Below are 20,079 nucleotides of genomic sequence, written 5' to 3' on the forward strand. Positions count from 1 at the left end.
GACCATCAAGGCTATTTTACCTTCGGGAGAAAAATAACTTTTACGCCCAAAAGGAGAGGACTTCAAATGCATTTGTCGGGCCAGTTCCGAGAAAGGGAACAGAGAATGGAGGCGACCTAATTCACTCGTTGCAAAACTTTGACGATATTTTTTAAGCATATCGAACTCGGTAAAACCTAAACAAGGTTCGATTTCTGAGATTTTTTGTATCTTTACCATGTGTTTTTATTTTTAATTACCCCCGTTTTGGCCGTCAAACCGTTTTTTGGGGGGAATGCTTAAAGATACAAAAAAGGCAACTAACTCGCAATGAATTAGTTGCCTTAAATTTTATTATTTTAGGAATATCCCCACGTAGAAATGATGGGATTTCTGGAAATTGGTAACAACCCGATGGTAGGTTGTACAGGGGCTTGTGCTGTAGACGTAGCTCAGGCTTTGAGCAAGTAATTTAAGTTACTTTATATAGATAAGTTCCTGCAATCGTGAAGATTACAGTAGCTTATCTATTTATTATATTTGCAAACACGCTATTTATCAAAAAATAGTGGTAATATATAGTAACCATACATCCAATAATATTATTCCGGAAGAAGGGGAAGCCATGCATCTGATTATATATAGCTCACCTCTATGCAACTCCAAGCAGTTCCACTTCGAATATCAATGTCGAGTAAGCAGGAATAGAATCAAAAGATTTAATACCGTAACCCATTGCATAAGGTATATAGATAATCCATTTATCCCCAACGTGCATTTTCTGAAGTGCTACCTGCCACCCTTCTATTACATCACTAAGACGTAAGGCATCGGGACAAGTACGTTCATAAGAATTATCAAACACCCGACCATCAATCAGACTTCCTTTGTAATGCACGGTAACAATACTCCGCGCACCCGGAGAAATCGTACCTTCACCAGTTTCCAAAACTTTGTAATAAATTCCACACGGCAACGCAAAAACACCTTCCTGAAATGACAGCTTTTTCAGAAATCGTCGATTGGCCTCTTTGTATTCTTTCTTTTTCCCCATAAATAAATTGATTAAGAACTTGCAAAAATAATCAGAATAACAAAGGATTTAGCATAAAAACTGTATATTTGTTTGTTGAACTATAAAAAAACTCATCGCTATGGGACTAACAAAGACTACACGTAGCATTAGTACTACCGGACTACTCCTACTTATCATGATGACTGTGGGCCTATATTCATGCACACGTACTCAAAAAGACATCATTCCTTCTGCCGATTATGCACCGTATGTAAATGCGTATACGGGAGGAGTTATTTCACAGAATTCAACCATACGCATAGAGTTGACCCATGACCAACCCATGGTGGATCTGAACAGTGAGTTAAAAAACAATCCGTTCAGCTTTTCCCCTTCATTAAAAGGAAAAGCATACTGGGTAAGCAACAACACCATTGAGTTTGTGCCGGAAGAAGGAACATTGAAACCGGGAACGCTCTACGAAGGAACTTTCCAACTGGGAGACTTCATCGAAGTGGACAAAAAACTAAAAGAGTTCAACTTCTCATTCCGTGTGCAGGAACGTAACTTCACTTTGCAGTTGGAGTCGTTACCAATTACAGCTACCCAACCGGATGAAATAAATATTAAAGGAGAAATACGCTTCAGCGATGTAGTGAAAAAAGAGGAAGTGGAAAAGATGCTGACTGCCAGCGATGGCAAGAAGAGTTATCCGGTAGAAGTCACCGCGACAGACAACCTTACCCGGTATCAGTTCAACATCAGACAAATACCCAGAGAAGCTGATGATTACCCATTGACCATTACAGCCAATGGTAACCCAGCCGGCATTGACCGCAAACAAAGCGAAGAAGTGCTGATACCGGCTAAAGATTGCTTCCGTTTTATGTCTGCCGAACGCATTGAACAACCGGAAAACGGAATTGAGATTGTTTTCTCCGCTCCTTTATCCACTACCCAGGATTTAAAAGGACTGATTGAGATTCCGGAAGTCTCTTCATCTATCTTCCAAATCAGCGAGAACAGAGTCTTCATCTATTTCGAAGCAAACACACAGAACAAACTGACGTTGAATATCCATGAAGGAGTCAAAGACAGTCAAGGTAAAGCGCTGGGCACTTCACATACGATCTCGTTCAGTGAAGTTAGTCTGAAACCACAAGTAGAAATGTCTACCTCCGCCGCCATCCTGCCCGACTCGAAAAGTCTGATTATTCCTTTCAGGGCTGTCAACCTGTATGCTGTGGACTTGAGCGTGATTCGTATCTTCGAGAATAATGTATTGATGTTCATGCAAACCAATTCACTCGCCTCGACCAATGAACTACGCCGCTCGGGAAGACTGGTTTACAAGAAAACATTATGGCTTGCCAAAGATGCTTCCAAAGATATTCATCATTGGGGAGATTACTCAATAGACCTTGCCGGGTTGATTCATCAGGAGCCGGGTGCCATATACCGTGTCATACTTTCATTCCGTCAGGAATACTCCGCTTATCCTTGTGGAGGAAACGAGAATCAGGATATGAAATTCGCCGACAGTAACACATCCGACGGGTTGACCAAAGTAAGCGGAAGTGTCTTGTCTGAAGAAGATGAAGCCATCTGGAATACGCCCGAAGCTTACTATTATTACAACGGAGGAACAATGGACTGGAGCGTGTACCGATGGACGGAACGCGACAATCCATGCCATCCATCTTATTATATGAATTCAGACCGAATTGCTGCATGTAATGTGTTTGCTTCCAATCTGGGGATGATTGTAAAACGGAATTCACTGAACAAACTATGGATTGCCGTAAGCAATATTTTGGACACCAAACCGATAGGAAAAGCACAAGTAACAGCATATAACTTCCAGTTACAGCCCATAGGAAAGGGAGAGACCAATGGAGACGGGTTCGTTGAAATCACTCCGAAGGGCGTACCTTTCATTATCGTGGCAGAATCGGAAAAGCAAAAGGCGTATGTGCGTGTCGTAGACGGTGAAGAACAGTCCGTCAGCAGATTCGATGTAGGAGGAAAAGATATTCAAAAGGGATTGAAAGGATTCATATATGGCGAAAGAGGAGTATGGCGACCGGGAGACACATTGTACATTTCCTTTATATTGGAGGACCGCGAAAAGAGAATCCCCGACAAGCATCCCGTAGCACTGGAAATATACAATCCGAGAGGACAGTTCTACACCAAAATGATTTCAACGCAAGGAATGAACGGATTTTATACATTCGACGTTCCGACACAGGCTACAGATCCAACCGGGCTCTGGAATGCATATATTAAAGTAGGAGGAACCACCTTCCACAAAGGTCTGCGTATCGAAACCATAAAGCCCAACCGCTTGAAAATAAACCTGGCATTGCCGAAGATTCTTCAAGCTACGGACAAGGATGTCTACGCCCCACTCACTTCAACCTGGCTGACAGGAGCCACTGCCTCCAAATTGAAAGCTAAAATAGAAATGTCTTTATCTAAAGTGAATACACAGTTTAAGAATTACGGACAATATATCTTCAATAATCCGGCCACGAATTTCACAACTATCAAAACTGATATATTCGACGGTACACTGGATGCAGAAGGAAAAACCAGCGTCACACTGAAAGTTCCGACCGCAACCGAAGCACCGGGTATGTTGAATGCAACTTTCACCACCCGTGTATTCGAACCGGGAGGAGATGCCAGCATCTACACCCAAACAATCCCGTTCTCGCCATTTACATCTTACGTCGGTATCAACTTGAACCAACCGAAAGGCAAATATATTGAAACGGACAAAGATCACGTATTCGATATTGTGACTGTAAACACGCAGGGACAGTTAGTGAACCGTACTAATCTAGAATACAAAATATACCGCATCGGCTGGAGCTGGTGGTGGGAGAACAGCGGTGAATCTTTTGGCACTTACATCAACAACAGTTCCATCACACCTGTTGCCAGCGGCAACTTACAGACAAGAGGCGGGAAAGCATCCTTCAAGTTCCGCATCGATTATCCGTCATGGGGACGATATTTGGTTTACGTAAAAGACAAAGAGAGCGGACATGCCACTGGAGGAACCGTTTATATAGACTGGCCGGAATGGCGCGGACGTTCGAGCAAAACAGATCCCAGCGGTATCAAGATGCTTGCTTTCTCTCTGAACAAAGATTCGTATGAAATTGGAGAAACAGCCACAGCCATTATTCCTGCAGCAGCGGGAGGACGTGCACTGGTATCTATCGAAAACGGTTCGACAGTATTACGTCAGGAATGGATAGAAGTCTCCAACGGAGGAGATACGAAATATACATTCAAGATTACGCCGGAGATGACTCCGAACGTATATTTGCATATCAGTCTGTTACAGCCTCATGCGCAAACAGTCAACGACCTGCCTATCCGTATGTACGGTGTTGTTCCAGTATTTGTCACTAACAGTCAGACAGTATTGCAACCGCAGATACAGATGCCGGAAGTGTTACGCCCGGAAACCAACTTCAACGTGACCGTCAGCGAAAAGAGCGGTAAACCGATGACTTATACATTGGCGATTGTAGACGACGGTTTATTGGATCTTACCAACTTCAAGACCCCGGACCCATGGAATGATTTCTATTCACGCGAAGCGCTTGGCATCCAGACATGGGATATGTATGATAATGTATTGGGAGCTTCTGCCGGAAGCTACAGTTCGCTTTTCAGCACAGGTGGAGACGCCACACTGAAACCTGCCGATGCTAAAGCAAACCGTTTTAAACCGGTAGTCAAGTTTATAGGTCCTTTCTATCTGGGAAAAGGAAAGAGCCAGACGCATACATTGAAAATTCCGATGTACGTAGGTTCGGTACGTGCCATGGTGGTTGCCGGACAGGACGGTGCTTATGGCAATGCGGAAAAGACTGCCTTCGTACGAACTCCATTGATGATGTTGTCTACTTTGCCCCGTGTGCTTAGTATTCAGGAAGAAATTACCGTTCCGGTCAATATCTTTGCGATGGAGAATCAAGTAAAGAATGTGACCGTATCCCTTCAGGCATCCGGTGGAGGAGTACAGATTGTAGGAACTAACCAACAATCGCTCAAATTCACCCAACCGGGAGACCAGCTTGTCTTCTTTACCTTAAAAACAGGCAGCAAAACCGGAAAGGCTACGATCCACCTGACAGCAAATGGCAGCGGACAACAAACCAAAGAAACCATTGAAATAGACGTACGCAATCCGAATCCGGTAGTAACCCTGCGCAACAGTCAATGGATAGAAGCCGGACAAAGCAAAGAATTGTCATACAACCTAAGCAGTTCTTCCGCAAATAATCAGATCAAGCTGGAAGTATCCCGCATACCTTCGGTAGATATCAGCCGTCGGTTCGACTTCTTATACAATTATCAGCACCATTGCACGGAGCAGTTGACTTCCAAGGCTCTGCCTCTTCTGTTTGTCGCTCAATTCAAGACGATAGATAAGACGGAAGCCGAAAAGATAAAGACGAATGTACAGGAAGCTATCCGGCAGATTTATGGTCGTCAGCTCCCCAACGGCGGATTTGTATATTGGCCGGGGAATGCTGCTGCCGACGAATGGATTAGTTCTTATGCTGGAATGTTCCTGACGCTGGCACAAGAAAAAGGATATGCCGTTCATGCGAATGTACTGAACAAGTGGAAGCGCTTCCAACGTGCAGCCGCACAAAACTGGCGTATGCCACAGGAGGCAAGCGGTTGGCAGCAATGGCAGTCGGAATTGCAACAAGCCTTCCGTTTATATACCCTTGCATTGGCAGGAGTACCGGAATATGGAGCTATGAACCGAATGAAAGAACAGACCGGATTATCAATTCAGGCCAAATGGAGACTGGCAGCCGCATACGCACTGACCGGAAAGATGAAACCGGCTGAAGAACTTGTGTATAATGTAGAAACAACGGTGAACCCCTACTCTTCCATGAATCAGATTTACGGTTCTTCCGATCGTGACGAAGCAATGATTTTGGAAACACTCATCCTGATGAACCGGGAACGGGATGCTTTACAACAAGCAAAAGTCGTTTCTAAGAATCTGTCACAAGAAGATTGGTTCAGTACACAATCTACCGCTTTTGCTCTGATGGCAATGGGACGTCTGGCAGAAAAGCTGTCAGGCACACTGGATTTTGTGTGGTCATGGAACGATAAACAGCAACCTGCTGTAAAATCAGCCAAAGCTGTGTTTGAAAAAGAGATCGCTACCACTCCAAAATCCGGCACCGTTTCTGTGAAGAATCAAGGAAAAGGAGCACTTAGCGTAGACCTTATCACACGTACGCAGTTATTAAACGATACGTTACCGGCTATCAGCGATAACCTCCGCATGGATATAAGATATGCTAACCTGAACGGTACACCGCTCTCTGTCAATGACATCATACAGGGAACTGACTTTATGGCTATCACCTCAATATCCAATATCAGCGGTACTTCCGATTACACTAATCTGGCACTGACGCATATCATACCATCCGGTTGGGAAATATACAATGAAAGAATGGTTGCTCCCGAAACGGAAAACGCAGCAGCCGACGGCTCCGGTCAATCAGTCAGCAAGTACAGCTATCAGGATATACGTGATGACAGGGTGTTGACCTATTTCAATCTGCGCCGCGGTGAGACAAAGGTATTCACTGTCAGGTTACAAGCGACCTATGCCGGTAACTTTATTCTCCCTGCCGTTCAATGTGAAGCAATGTATGATGTAAACGTACAGGCACGAAGCAAAGCAGGAAGAACCACTGTCAGTCGATAATATTTGGCACGGATTACACGGATTACGCGGTTTAAGTGAACGAGTAGAACCGTGTAATCCGTGCCTAATTATTTCGTACCTTATTATTTCTTACTTAATCATTTGTCACAAAGATATGTCTCTTAGCTTTTAATATTTAAATGAATCCTATAAAATTCTTCAAACGATTATCTGTCACTAAAAAAGTAATGACTATAAGCATTACTCTTTTGATAATAGGATACATCTTTTGCCTTCCCCGGCAACTGTTTCATGTACCCTACTCCACCGTCGTGACTGATCGAAATGAAGAATTATTGGGAGCACGTATCGCATCGGACGGTCAATGGCGGTTTCCTCCCCGAAAGACAACACCCGAAAAAATCAAGCAATGCCTCATTACCTTTGAAGACAAACACTTTTATCACCACTGGGGAGTTAATCCGTTAGCTACCGGAAGGGCACTCTATCAAAATTTAAAGAACAAACGTGTCGTAAGCGGAGGAAGTACTCTTACCATGCAAACCATTCGTCTCGCCCGGAACAAGCCCAGAACTCTCGGAGAGAAAGTCGTTGAAATGATATGGGCTACCCGTCTGGAATTTCGGGCTTCTAAAGAGGAAATCTTATCCATGTATGTCTCTCATGCGCCATTCGGAGGAAATGTTGTAGGATTGGATGCTGCTGCCTGGCGTTACTTCGGTCATTCTGCCGAAGATTTATCATGGGCGGAATCGGCTGTGCTGGCTGTCCTGCCCAATGCCCCTGCCATGATTCATCTATCCAAAGGACGGAAGACACTGCTTTCCAAACGCAACCGTCTATTAAAGCAACTTCTTGAAGAAGAGATTATCGATGCGTCTACCTACGAATTAGCTGTCAGCGAACCGTTACCCGACGAACCGCATCCGCTTCCTCAAATAGCTCCCCACCTAGTCAGTCGTTTCTATCAGGAAAGAAACGGGCTATATACCCGTTCAACCATAGACAGAGGAATACAAAGCCACATAGAGAGTTTGGCAGAACGGTGGAGCAACGAGTTTAATCGAAGTGATATCCGCAACCTGGCAATTCTGGTTATCGACATTCCCACCAATCAAGTAGTAGCATACTGCGGAAATGTACATTTCGACCGTAAACAAGGAGGAAGCCAAGTAGATGTGATCCAAGCTCCCAGAAGTACAGGTAGTATTTTAAAGCCCTTTCTCTACAATGCCATGCTACAGGAAGGAAGTTTACTGCCGAAAATGCTGTTGCCGGATGTACCGGTTAATATCAACGGATTTACTCCTCAAAACTTCAGTATGCAGTTTGAAGGAGCAGTCCCCGCTTCCGAAGCCCTTGCCCGTTCGTTGAATATCCCGGCTGTAACCATGTTACAAAGATATGGAGTACCCAAGTTTCACCATTTGTTGCAACAGATGGAATTCAAGACCATCAATCGGACAGCCTCTCATTATGGTTTGTCACTAATTTTAGGAGGTGCAGAAGCAACATTATGGGATGTAACGAATGCCTATGCACAAATGGGACGAAGCCTTTCCAGCAGCCCCTCCCCGACCGTATCTCAAGGAAAGGAAGCACAGATACTACTGGAAACAGAAAATACAGAGCAAATAAACAATGATACGAAGCAAACAAGCCGTAATCATAAAAGCAATCATAACAAGCAGGAAAAACGAGAACAAAGTAACTCCAGTCCTCTCTCCGTAGAAGAGGATTCGGAAGAAACCACTTCGGCTAAAACAGGAGCAGCTTGGCTCACCCTCTCCGCCTTAACAGAAGTCAACCGTCCCGAAGAGATTGACTGGAAATCAATTCCATCCATGCAAACTATCGCATGGAAAACCGGAACCAGCTACGGATTCCGTGATGCGTGGGCAGTGGGGGTGACTCCACGCTATACAGTAGGCGTATGGGTAGGCAATGCAACCGGAGAAGGAAAGCCCGGATTGGTTGGTGCACAAACAGCCGGTCCTGTATTATTCGATATATTCAGTTACCTCCCTTCTTCACCGTGGTTCGAACGTCCCACAGGCGTTTTCGTTGATGCAGAAATATGCCGCCAGTCCGGTCATCTGAAAGGACGTTTCTGTGAAGAAACTGATACCGTATTGATTCTTCCTGCCGGATTACGGACAGAGGCTTGTCCTTACCATCATCTCGTCACTCTATCTGCTGACGAAAGCCACCGCATCTATGAAAACTGTGCAAATACCGAACCTACCATTCAGAAATCATGGTTTGCCCTGCCACCTGTATGGGAATGGTACTATAAGCAGCACCATCCGGAATACAAACCACTGCCACCTTTCAAAGCCGGCTGTGGAGAAGATTCTTTCCAATCCATGCAGTTCATCTACCCTCCGATGAACGCCCATATCAAGTTGCCCAAACAATTGGACGGCAGTAAAGGGTTTCTCACGGTCGAACTGGCACACAGCAACCCCAATGCGACTATCTTTTGGCATCTTGACGACACTTATCAGACACAGACGCAGGATTTCCACAAAATTTCCCTGCAACCCGCTCCCGGCAAACATTCCCTGACGGCAGTAGACGGAGAAGGCAACACAGTTTCCACTACTTTCTTCATCGAATAAACATCTTATTTTATTATCTTTGCCGCATGAAACAGCCATTAAAAGAAAACGGAGGACTACCGGCATCCATCCTCTGGACACTTGCTATTGTGGCAGGTGTCTCGGTAGCCAACATCTATTATATCCAACCTCTATTAAATATGATACGCCATGAACTTGGCATATCAGAGTTCAGAACTAACCTGATTGCCATGGTCACGCAAATAGGCTATGCGGCAGGACTGTTGTTCATCACCCCCTTAGGCGACTTATATCAACGAAAGAAAATCATCCTTGTCAATTTCACCGTCCTGATCTTCTCCCTCTTGACGATTGCCCTGACACACAGCTTCCATCTGATACTCATCGCTTCATTCCTCACGGGAGTCTGTTCCATGATTCCACAGATATTCATTCCCATAGCCGCCCAGTTTTCCCGTCCGGAACATAAAGGCAGAAACGTAGGAATTGTCTTATCAGGACTATTGACCGGTATTCTGGCTTCACGTGTCGTCAGCGGATTTATCGGTGAACTGATTGGCTGGCGGGAAATGTATCACATTGCTGCAGGCATGATGTTTATCTGCGCGATTGTTGTATTAAAAGTCCTTCCCGATATTCAAACCAACTTCCAAGGAAAATATAGCGACCTGATGAAATCTCTGTTAGCCTTAGTGAAAGAATATCCGCAACTACGCATTTATTCGATTCGGGCGGCACTGAATTTCGGTTCCCTCCTTGCCATGTGGTCCTGTCTGGCTTTTAAAATGGGACAAGCTCCGTTCTTCGCCAACAGCGATGTAATCGGTATGCTGGGACTTTGCGGAGTAGCCGGTGCACTGACTGCTTCTTTTGTCGGAAGATACGTAAAACGGGTAGGCGTACGCCGCTTCAACTTTATCGGCTGCGGTTTGATTCTCTTTGCATGGTTGTTGTTCTTCGTCGGTGAAAACACCTTTGTCGGTATCATCGCCGGTATCATCATCATTGACATAGGAATGCAATGTATTCAGCTAAGTAACCAGACAAGTATCTTCGAACTAAATCCGCGTGCTTCGAACCGTATTAATACAGTTTTCATGACTACTTACTTTATCGGTGGTTCTATGGGAACATTTCTGGCAGGCAGCTTTTGGCAACTGTATGGCTGGCACGGAGTTATCAGTACCGGAGTTGTTTTAACCGGGATTTCTTTATTAATTACGATTTTCTACAAGAAATGAGTCAACAAAACGAACACTCAAACCGTTTATTATAAAAAAAACGCCAATGAAATACGGAGTTAACAGACAAATCTTACTTATCACAGCCGGTGCCGTCTGGATTATAGCCGGTGCCAATATTCTGCGAATAGGAATTGTGACCTGGTTAAACACTTCCCAAGATTGGATGTTCAAAATAGGAGAAGCCACCGTGGTTTTCTTATTATTCTTCGTATTGGTTTTCAGAAGGCTCTACTATAAACATACCCAGCGAATCGAGCAAAAGAAAGAACGCCGGAATTGTCCGTTCTCCTTTTTCGATGTGAAAAGCTGGATTACAATGATATTCATGATTTCCCTGGGAATCACCATCCGTAGCTTCCACCTCCTGCCCGAAACGTTCATTTCTGTTTTCTATACCGGATTATCCATCGCCCTCATCCTGACAGGGGTGCTTTTCATCCGTTACTGGTGGATCAGGCGCAAGACTTTTGCCAGTTGAGCCGTCTCCTACATATTCCAATCAAATATAAACATCTAATAATTTTTATTACCTGATGTTTTGAAGCAAAAGATTTCATTCTTTTTTGTTGTATCTTTGCGCGGCTATCAACAAACAGTAGCCGGAAAATAAATAAAAGGTTATAAGAATCAAGATGAAGAAAGCCCCCTCTCCCCTCATATCGTTGATACCGATTGTTGTACTGGTGTTATTATTGTTTGCCACTATCCGTACCTTTGGCAGTGATGCCCTAAGCGGCGGAAGTCAAGTGTCATTGCTTACCACTACAGCCATTTGTATCCTGATTGGTATGGCGTTTTATAAGATTCCCTGGAAAGATTACGAGCTCGCCATCACCAACAATATTGCCGGAGTGGCAACAGCCATCATCATTCTGTTGATAATCGGTGCGTTGAGTGGCATTTGGATGATTAGCGGAGTAGTGCCGACCTTAATCTATTACGGGATGCAAATTATCCATCCCAGTTTCTTCCTGGCATCGACCTGCATCATCTGCGCGTTGATTTCTGTAATGACCGGAAGTTCGTGGACCACTATTGCCACTATCGGTATTGCATTGATGGGTATCGGAAAGGCGCAAGGCTTTGAAGATGGATGGATTGCCGGAGCTATCATTTCGGGGGCATACTTCGGGGATAAAATATCTCCTTTATCCGAAACCACTATCCTGGCGTCTTCCATCACAGACACTCCCCTGTTCCGTCACATCCGTTATATGATGATTACTACGGTACCGTCTCTTATCATCACGCTGATTATTTTCACAGTGGCAGGACTTTCCCACGATGCCAGCAATACACAACATATTGCGGAGGTGGCAACCGCTTTGAACGAAAAGTTTCATATCACTCCGTGGTTGTTAATAGTCCCTGTTGTAACCGGAATACTGATAGCACGGAAAGTACCCTCTATCGTTACGCTGTTCCTATCCACTCTGCTGGCTGGTGTCTTTGCTTTGATATTTCAGCCGGAGTTGTTGCAAGAGATTTCCGGAGTTGCCGTTTCCGGATTCGATTCTTTGTTCAAAGGACTGATGATGACCGTCTATGGAGCGACAAATTTACATACAGACAATGCCGTTCTGACAGATTTAATCGCCACACGTGGTATGGCGGGAATGATGAATACGATTTGGCTGATTCTGTGCGCCATGTGTTTTGGCGGGGCAATGACAGCAAGCGGTATGCTGGGAAGTATCACTTCCATCTTCGTCCGCTTCATGAAGAAAACAGTCAGCGTGGTTGGAGCGACAGTCTGCTCCGGCCTGTTTCTTAATCTGACAACTGCCGACCAATACATCAGTATCATTCTGACGGGAAATATGTTTCGTGATATTTATGCCAAGAAAGGGTATGAAAGTTGCTTACTAAGCCGTACGACGGAAGATGCAGTAACCGTTACATCCGTATTGATTCCATGGAATAGTTGCGGAATGACACAAGCTACTATCTTGAGTGTACCCACACTTGTGTATCTACCTTATTGTTTTTTCAACATTATCAGCCCCTTAATGAGTATCACTGTGGCAGCCATCGGATATAAAATTGCAAGACGTTCGTGAACAATCTGGCATACACTTTGTTTTTGCAATAAACGAACAACGTATTAAACCTAAACAAAAAAAAGTTATGAAAAAGTTTATTGCATTAGTAGCATTAGTATTAGTAAGTGCAAGCACAATGATGTATGCACAAGAAAGTAACGCAGCAGCACGCCGCGCAGAAAGAAAAGCTCAAAGAGATGCAGAAAGAGCAAAACTCCGTGCCGAAGAAGAGGTGCAGGACATGGCAGCCTATCAACAAGCTGTACAGGCTTTGAAGAACAAGCAATTTGTATTGGAAGCTAATCAAGTTGTCTTCCGCAACGGTATGAGTGCTTTTGTTACTTCAAACACCAACTTCGTCTTGATGAACGGCAACAGAGCTACCGTACAGACTGCTTTCAACACTCCTTACCCAGGTCCTAACGGAATCGGTGGTGTTACAGTAGATGGTAATTCTTCGGATATGAAGATGAATATCGACAAAAAAGGAAATGTGAACTGCTCATTCAGCGTTCAGGGTATCGGCATCTCCGCTCAAGTATTTATCAATATGAGCAGCGGAAACAATACTGCTTCGGTTAGCATCAGCCCGAACTTCAGCAACAATAACCTGACATTGAACGGAAATATCGTTCCGCTTGACCAGTCAAATATCTTCAAAGGACGTTCCTGGTAATCCGGATACAAGAATCTTATCATAACTCCGCTACAAATCGCGCAAAATGCGTACATTTGTAGCGGAGTTTTTTTATTCATCGTTGCTTATGAGAGAATTTATCATCGCAGACAATCAGGATATCAGTAAGGCAGGAATGATGTTCCTGCTAAGTAAACAAAAGGAAGTGTCCCTCCTTTTAGAAGCTGATAACAAGGCTGAACTGATTCAGCAGCTACGATTGCATCCGCAAGCGGTGATTGTATTGGATTATACACTGTTCAATTTTGCCGGGGCGGATGAATTGATTGTCTTGCAGGAAAGATTCAAGGAAGCCGACTGGATTCTATTCTCTGACGAACTTAGCCTGAACTTTCTCCGCCAGGTACTGTTCAGCAGTATGGCTTTCGGGGTAGTGATGAAAGATAACTCGAAAGAAGAAATCATGACTGCCATTCAATGTGCCACCCGCAAACAACGGTATATTTGCAATCATGTCAGCAATCTGTTGCTTTCGGGCGCTTCTTCTCCGCTGGCTGCCTCAAGCGTAGACGATCATCTGCTGACACAAACGGAGAAGAATATCCTAAAAGAAATTGCATTGGGAAAAACGACGAAAGAGATTGCAGCAGAGAAAAATCTTAGTTTCCATACGATAAACAGTCATCGTAAGAATATCTTTCGCAAATTGGGAGTAAATAATGTACATGAAGCTACTAAATATGCGATGAGGGCTGGGATTGTGGATTTAGCGGAATACTACATCTGAGATGCCGCCTTATAAGAACTACCCTACACATCCTATTAGCACAAACTAGTGAACAATGCCTTTCTCTATTCTATTTCAATCCATTCTGTTTCAGAAGTTGTTCTATTTCCTTTTCTGATATAGACGCTCTATCTGCTTTATCATAAATATAGAGAAGATTCAAAACTGCATCTTGTTGAGAAACGACTAAAGTAAATGTTATAACCCTTGCTCCTCCACTTTTACCTTTTCCTTTTGAAGTTATTTTCATACGAACTTTGCGCAGTCCATGTCCCAAGTCCGTTCCTAGCAGAGGATTCTGTTCTAAATCATCAATCAATGAAACAAAATCCTCCTTAAAAGAGGAATAGTGTTTCGCCAGCCTTTTAGCCTCCCGCTGAAATGTCGGCTTAACTATAATTTCATAATTCATTAATGAACTCTCTTGCAGTCTTTACCTCCAACTTACCTTCCATTGAAAGTTTTACCTCTTTCAGTCCGGCGTCAATCCCTGCTAGAACTTCTTCTTTCGTGATTTCTTCCTCTTCTTTTTCAGCTTCCATTTTTTTCAGTCGTTTCAAATAGTTCTTCACTCGATTGAGCATCTCTTTGTCATTCAAACTCAGGAGTTCCTCCACCAAGTCCATTTTCAGACTTTTCAATTCCATCGTTGTCATAAGCAATCCTCCTTTATTTATATTCTACGAAACAAAAGTAGTGAAAAATCTCCTGATAATCCAATCTTCACCAATCAAAATAAACTATTTAACAGATGATTTCACCGCTCCCCACACAAACTTTTACTTCTTCATCATAAATCACCCCAAACTGTCCCGGAGCAATGCCTTGCAACTTTTCGGACGACAAGATGTGAAACTGCTTCTCCCCTTCCTGTATCAGTTTTCCTTTTGTAAATTCGGGAGTGTGACGAATCTTGAAAGTAATGTCTACCTCCTTCTCCTGACCTTTCCAAGGATTATCAGTAATGAAATGGAAATCATGCATCCTGAATTCATTACCGTATTGTGTCTCTACACCGTAGCCACGAGATACGTAGATAGTATTTTCCTCAATATCCTTCTTGACTACAAACCAAGGACCACCACTCAATCCGAGCCCTTTCCGCTGACCAATTGTGTGGAACCAATAACCGCGATGTGTACCCACTTTCTTTCCGGTTTCCAGTTCAACAATCGCCCCTTCCTTTTCTCCTAAAAAACGACGAACGAAATCATTGTAGTTTATCTTTCCAAGAAAACAAATCCCCTGACTGTCTTTCCTTTTGGCACTAGGCAATCCGGCACGATTTGCAATCTCACGTACCTCCTGCTTCATCAACCCTCCAATGGGAAACATGAGCTTGGAAACTTGCAGGTAATCAATCTGGGCGAGAAAGTCTGTCTGATCTTTCACGGGATCTTTTGCTGTGCCCAGCCAAGTTTTACCATCACATTGCAAGGTGGTGGCATAGTGACCGGTTGCCGTAAAGTCGAAATCTTTCCCGACACGCTGTTCAAAGCAGCCGAATTTGATAAGCTTATTACACATCACGTCCGGATTCGGTGTCAATCCCTGCCGAATTTTATCAATGGCATACGCCGCCACATTCTCCCAATACTCCTGATGCAGGTCCACCACTTCCAAAGACAGACCGTATTTACGTGCCGTAGCAGTAGATAATTCAATATCCTCCTCTGCCGAACAGTCCATATATTCCGCTCCGTCCATACCTATCTTAATGTAAAAAAGAGTAGGCTTATATCCTTGCTCACAAAGGAGGTGTACGACAACCGAACTGTCGACACCTCCTGATAATAATGCAGCTATCTCCATGAATAAAAATCCGTCTATTAATAACTTTCTATATTTTAGCTAATACCTATCGAAAACTTTGATGTCACAAAGATAAGGCAAGATTCTCTAACACCCAATCACACATTGAAGGCATTTTTATACCATAAATGTGGTAGATAAGCAAAGTATTTCCTACATTTGCACAGTAAAAAGCTTTTTATGATGACGAAATTAAGAAAGATAATCCTCATACCTGCCCTGATCTTCGTATCTATCAGTGGTTTCTTCTCCTGTGGTGTCGACCGCTGGCCGGAGTATGCCCATCAAACTGCACTGGATACATGGATGTACGACATCATGCAACAGAACTATCTGTGGTATCAAGATCTACCTTCCTACGATGATGTGAATCTGTTTCTGGAACCTGCCTCGTTCTTATCTAAAGTGAAATCAAAAAAAGACAGCTACTCGTTTGTAGATTCTGTGATGGAGGCTCCGCTGCCTACTTATGGATTCGACTATTCACTAGTTCGCAACCCGGACATCGATACTGCCTACAACGCATTGATTACTTATGTAATTCCTGGTTCGCCAGCTGCTGCCGTACTAAAGCGAGGCGACTGGATTGTAAAAGTAGATACATCATATATCAGCAAGAAATATGAGGCTCAACTACTGCAAGGCACAGGACCTCTGGAAATAACTTTGGGAAAATATCAAAAAGTACCACCTACAGAGCCGCCAGTAGAAGGCGAGGAAGAAGAAGATATTTACCGAGTTGTACCGGTAGGCGACCCAGTAGAAATGGGAGCAGCCGTATCATTGGTAGACAACCCTATTCACTGCAAGAAAATATTAACGTTGACTGATGGAAGTGAAGTCGGTTACCTAATGTACAACAGCTTTACAGCAGGTACTAAAGACAATCCGGAAAAATACAACACCGAATTACGTGAATGGTCGGATGAGCTTGCCCAAAAGAATATCCATCAAGTGATACTCGACCTACGATATAACAAAGGAGGAAGCATTGAATGTACGCAACTATTAAGCACTATTCTTGTGTCTTCTTTTTACCTTGACCAAACAATGGCATTCTTGGAATATAATGATAAGAATACAGCAAAAGATGCAACTCTGATCTTTAATTCTGATTTATTAGGCACCTCCGGTGGCAAGAACCTGGATTTAACGACTCTTATCGTTTTGATTAGTGGAGAAACGGCAGGAGCTCCGGAAATGTTGATGCATAGCTTGAACGGAAAAATCCAACAGTTAATAGCTATCGGCAGTTCAACCAAAGGACAAAATGTAGCTACGGAACAATTTATCAATGAAGAATTTTTGTGGTCTATCAATCCGGCTGTATGCACTATCTATAATTCAGAACATGACACTTATGGTGGATTCAAACCGACATACGCAGTCAATGCTTCAACCGATTACTTAACTTTCCTACCTTTCGGTGATGAAAAAGAGACTTTGTTGAGTGTAGCTCTCGGGGTATTGAACAAAACTTATCCACCAAAGGACGAGGAAACCGAAGAGACGACAAAAGCGCAATTCAAGATAGAGAAAAGCGTAATAAGTCCGGCAAGTAGGCGTTTTAGTAGTAACGGATTACGATTAAAATAAGAAAGGATGAAAAAAATAGCTATTTTATTGCTGGCAATACTGACATTCAGTTGTTCGGACGATGACGAAAAGGGCACAGAAGAGGATAAAGGGCAATGGGCTATGATTTTCAATGAAACCGTCAAAAGCGATTCAAATCCTGTAGATAGAACAGAGAAGTTTATGTTCGATGGCGAGCGCCTGATTCAACATATTATAAAACAACGTTATTTCGAAGAAGAAATCAATAACGAAGTAAACTTGAGCTACTCTGATAATCAGGTAACAGTTACCACTGACTACCTCACTTTAGTATATACATTAAATAGCGAAGGCTATGCCAGTCAATGTGTATACAGTTTGTCTTCACAAAATCGTATTTATCAATTTTCTTACTCTGCAGAAGGATACTTAACCGGAATTGTCGAGAATATTGACGATACAGAATATTCATCAACATCACTTACATACGAGAACGGAGATATAACCTCTATCAGTTCCAAGATGAACGGCCTTGAAAATAAGTTCATTTATGAACCGGGAGAAGAAAGTTCTACATACCATCTGCCCTGCCTCGGTTTATTGGAGATACATCCTCTGACATTCCATATTGAAGCTCTTTACGCAGGGTTATTGGGTAAGGACCCGCGCCATTTCACCATACGCAGTTGTCCTGCAGGAAGTAACGACGAAAAGACAGTCTATTCGTATGGGTTTGATAAAAAAGGAAATCCATCCAGGATGATTTGTCAGACGACCTACGCCGGAGGACAGGCCAGCTATTATCCATACACACGCAACATTTCGGTTTCTTTTGAATAATCTTTCATTCCGAACATCGAATTCTCTTTTAAAGTAGCATAATCACTCTATTTCTGTCAAGAGCAGAATTATAGATTCTTAACCTATAAAGGTACTTTTCATGCCTCAACTTTGTTTATTCCGAAACAAAGGCTCTGATTTTACCTAACAAAGGCTCTAACTTCTCCTAACGCAGCGTTTAATGAGTCGTAATGCACCGTCTAATTTTTATAAAGCTGCGGTATAAAACACGTTAATCTCTGGTTTCATCCCTTTTATAAACCGGGATAAAGCTCACGACTCCCAAGGATACAACAAAAAAGGAGAAAGCTTCCGCTCCCTCCTTCTATCGTAGTTTAACCTCAATCTATTTTATGATTCTGTACCAAAGATACAACATTGAAAAGCCAAAGTCAAGTATTCCCGGTTTTATTTCTTGAAAAATTTATCGAAGAACAGAATCTGATAATCAATGGAGTTATTCCAATACTGCCCTGTATGTCCTCCCGGGCGGGTAATAAAATCATGATCGATCTTTCTTTCCAACAGGCGGTTATGCAAATCCTTGTTCACATTCAGGAAGAAATCATCTTCTCCACAATCGACAATGATAGCCAAATCGCCATTCTCTATCTTATCAATCTGATTGATAACGGTGTGATTATCCCATACCGCTTTATTCGATTCATATTCTCCCAACTGTTTAGCCATGTCCCAGTTTTTCGGGAACGGGCGAATATCCATCCCTCCGCTTGTACTTCCACTGGCACCAAACGTATCTTTATGACGGATTGCATTCCACATCGCTCCGTGTCCACCCATACTCAATCCGGTGATGGCGCGTCCCTTACGGTCGGCAATCGTCTTGTAATGTTCGTCGATATACTTCACCAGTTCCGACGAAATAAAAGTTTCATAGCGGAAAGACGGATTGACCGGACTATCCCAGTACCAACTGGTCTTTCCGTCCGGACAAACGAATATGATTCCTTTTTCGTCCGCAATTTGGGGAAGATTCGGTTTAATATCAATCCATGTTTTAGCATTTCCACCATAACCGTGCAACAAATAAATAGTAGGACAAGCCACCGCTTTCTTTCCTGATGCAGCATCCGGCGTAACAACGACCACTTGCACTTCCTTATTCATGGAAGGACTTTTAATTAACAAGGTATCTACTTTGGCAGCAAAAGAGGGAGCTACCCAAATTAAAAGAAGAGCAATTAATAGATTTTTTTTCTTTTCCATTGTGTGTTATAAATAGTTAGATATAATTATTCCTCTGGTTCTGCAGCAGGATTAAATTTAGCAACCGGCATTTCAAAGTTTTTATGACACTGTTTACAGGTATAGTTCCAGTGGTTGTCTCCCGGAGGAATGACCATTAATGCAGAAATGATAGCAGCCCCCATAGCACGCCAACGCTTTTCTTTTCTCAAAACCAACTGGATGTCCGATGAACCGCAGTACGGACAAAGCGTTAACTCTTCCGGCCAACTATCGTTATCCTTCAACACTTGGACAGCATTCTCGTAGTCTTCGTCTGCCACCAATATATCCACCCCTGCTATACTACTTACGCAACTTTTATACAAAGTAGAGAAATTCTCATTGTGCAGAATAGACTCGATGCCTTCATTCTCCAATGCTCCCTGAAGGATATGTGCCTTCATCGCATCATTACAAGTTATCAATTTTACAGTCTTCATAAGGAATCTGTTTTAATATGTCCCACAAAAATAAGATATAAAAATGAAATGTGAAACAAAACCCGACTAACTTTATCAGCAGGTAAAACGAACCAAATCAGAAGTGATTCTTTTTTTATTCACGGAAGGTATCATTATTTAATACTTTTTTCGTACTTTCGCACC

The 20,079-nt window shown here is 43.1% G+C and carries 15 protein-coding genes and 2 pseudogenes; 10 read left to right on the forward strand and 7 right to left on the reverse strand.

Annotation, left to right across the window (positions count from 1 at the left end):
- Positions 1-219, reverse strand: a pseudogene (locus HMPREF0106_RS03785) (DDE transposase); the annotation flags it as partial.
- A 132-nt stretch (positions 220-351) separates the two neighbouring features.
- On the opposite strand from HMPREF0106_RS03785, the pseudogene HMPREF0106_RS27240 reads away from it, so the two are divergent.
- Positions 352-450: pseudogene (locus tag HMPREF0106_RS27240) on the forward strand (GGGtGRT protein); the annotation flags it as partial.
- Between the two features lie 181 nt (positions 451-631).
- On the opposite strand, the gene HMPREF0106_RS03780 reads toward HMPREF0106_RS27240, so the two are convergent.
- Entirely contained in the window at positions 632-1,033 is a 402-nt protein-coding gene (locus HMPREF0106_RS03780; protein ID WP_008021699.1) for an FKBP-type peptidyl-prolyl cis-trans isomerase, read from the reverse strand.
- 100 nt (positions 1,034-1,133) lie between these two features.
- Here HMPREF0106_RS03780 and HMPREF0106_RS03775 point away from each other — a divergent pair, with 100 nt between their 5' ends.
- The 7 genes from HMPREF0106_RS03775 to HMPREF0106_RS03745 all read left to right on the forward strand — a co-directional run bounded on the left by HMPREF0106_RS03775 (position 1,134) and on the right by HMPREF0106_RS03745 (position 14,017).
- Positions 1,134-6,764, forward strand: a complete 5,631-nt coding sequence (locus HMPREF0106_RS03775; RefSeq protein ID WP_009040920.1) for an alpha-2-macroglobulin family protein — start codon at positions 1,134-1,136, stop codon at positions 6,762-6,764.
- 140 nt (positions 6,765-6,904) lie between these two features.
- Positions 6,905-9,346 (forward strand): penicillin-binding protein 1C, encoded by a 2,442-nt coding sequence (gene pbpC / locus HMPREF0106_RS03770; protein ID WP_032851613.1) that lies wholly within the window; start codon positions 6,905-6,907, stop codon positions 9,344-9,346.
- Positions 9,347-9,372: 26 nt separating this feature from the next.
- Positions 9,373-10,548 carry an MFS transporter gene (locus HMPREF0106_RS03765; protein WP_004315999.1) on the forward strand — a complete coding sequence of 392 codons (1,176 nt, stop codon included), beginning with the start codon at positions 9,373-9,375 and terminating at the stop codon, positions 10,546-10,548.
- A gap of 46 nt (positions 10,549-10,594) precedes the next feature.
- The gene (locus tag HMPREF0106_RS03760) at positions 10,595-11,029 is read left to right on the forward strand and encodes a hypothetical protein (protein ID WP_008018526.1); all 435 of its coding nucleotides are present in this window, start codon (positions 10,595-10,597) and stop codon (positions 11,027-11,029) included.
- Positions 11,030-11,183: 154 nt separating this feature from the next.
- On the forward strand, positions 11,184-12,611 hold the full coding sequence (gene nhaC, locus HMPREF0106_RS03755) for a Na+/H+ antiporter NhaC (protein WP_009040922.1): 1,428 nt from the start codon (positions 11,184-11,186) through the stop codon (positions 12,609-12,611).
- A 67-nt stretch (positions 12,612-12,678) separates the two neighbouring features.
- Positions 12,679-13,269 (forward strand): DUF4251 domain-containing protein, encoded by a 591-nt coding sequence (locus HMPREF0106_RS03750; protein ID WP_004305931.1) that lies wholly within the window; start codon positions 12,679-12,681, stop codon positions 13,267-13,269.
- 88 nt (positions 13,270-13,357) lie between these two features.
- Complete coding sequence (locus tag HMPREF0106_RS03745) at positions 13,358-14,017, forward strand: LuxR C-terminal-related transcriptional regulator (RefSeq protein WP_008770885.1); 660 nt, start codon at positions 13,358-13,360, stop codon at positions 14,015-14,017.
- A 70-nt stretch (positions 14,018-14,087) separates the two neighbouring features.
- Here HMPREF0106_RS03745 and HMPREF0106_RS03740 read toward each other — a convergent pair whose 3' ends face one another.
- From HMPREF0106_RS03740 to mnmA, 3 genes are all read right to left on the reverse strand, one after another.
- Positions 14,088-14,429: a type II toxin-antitoxin system RelE/ParE family toxin gene (locus HMPREF0106_RS03740; RefSeq protein WP_008643242.1), complete on the reverse strand. Its 342-nt coding sequence runs from the start codon at positions 14,427-14,429 to the stop codon at positions 14,088-14,090.
- Positions 14,419-14,673, reverse strand: a complete 255-nt coding sequence (locus HMPREF0106_RS03735; RefSeq protein ID WP_004316007.1) for a hypothetical protein — start codon at positions 14,671-14,673, stop codon at positions 14,419-14,421. Before HMPREF0106_RS03735 ends, HMPREF0106_RS03740 begins: the two co-directional genes overlap by 11 nt.
- An 88-nt stretch (positions 14,674-14,761) precedes the next feature.
- Positions 14,762-15,829 (reverse strand): tRNA 2-thiouridine(34) synthase MnmA, encoded by a 1,068-nt coding sequence (mnmA, locus tag HMPREF0106_RS03730; RefSeq protein WP_009040923.1) that lies wholly within the window; start codon positions 15,827-15,829, stop codon positions 14,762-14,764.
- A 180-nt stretch (positions 15,830-16,009) separates the two neighbouring features.
- Between mnmA and HMPREF0106_RS03725 the strand changes: the two genes are divergently transcribed.
- Entirely contained in the window at positions 16,010-17,425 is a 1,416-nt protein-coding gene (locus HMPREF0106_RS03725) for a S41 family peptidase (protein WP_015532792.1), read from the forward strand.
- Positions 17,426-17,431: 6 nt separating this feature from the next.
- Entirely contained in the window at positions 17,432-18,226 is a 795-nt protein-coding gene (locus HMPREF0106_RS03720; protein WP_009040925.1) for a DUF4595 domain-containing protein, read from the forward strand.
- A gap of 408 nt (positions 18,227-18,634) precedes the next feature.
- Here HMPREF0106_RS03720 and HMPREF0106_RS03715 read toward each other — a convergent pair whose 3' ends face one another.
- Entirely contained in the window at positions 18,635-19,453 is an 819-nt protein-coding gene (locus tag HMPREF0106_RS03715) for an alpha/beta hydrolase (protein ID WP_009040926.1), read from the reverse strand.
- 26 nt (positions 19,454-19,479) lie between these two features.
- Complete coding sequence (locus HMPREF0106_RS03710; RefSeq protein ID WP_004316013.1) at positions 19,480-19,914, reverse strand: DUF2007 domain-containing protein; 435 nt, start codon at positions 19,912-19,914, stop codon at positions 19,480-19,482.
- Between the last annotated feature and the right edge of the window lie 165 nt (positions 19,915-20,079).

It is taken from the genome of Bacteroides sp. D22, assembly GCF_000163675.1.
In the GTDB taxonomy this organism is placed as follows: Bacteria; Bacteroidota; Bacteroidia; order Bacteroidales; family Bacteroidaceae; genus Bacteroides; species Bacteroides xylanisolvens.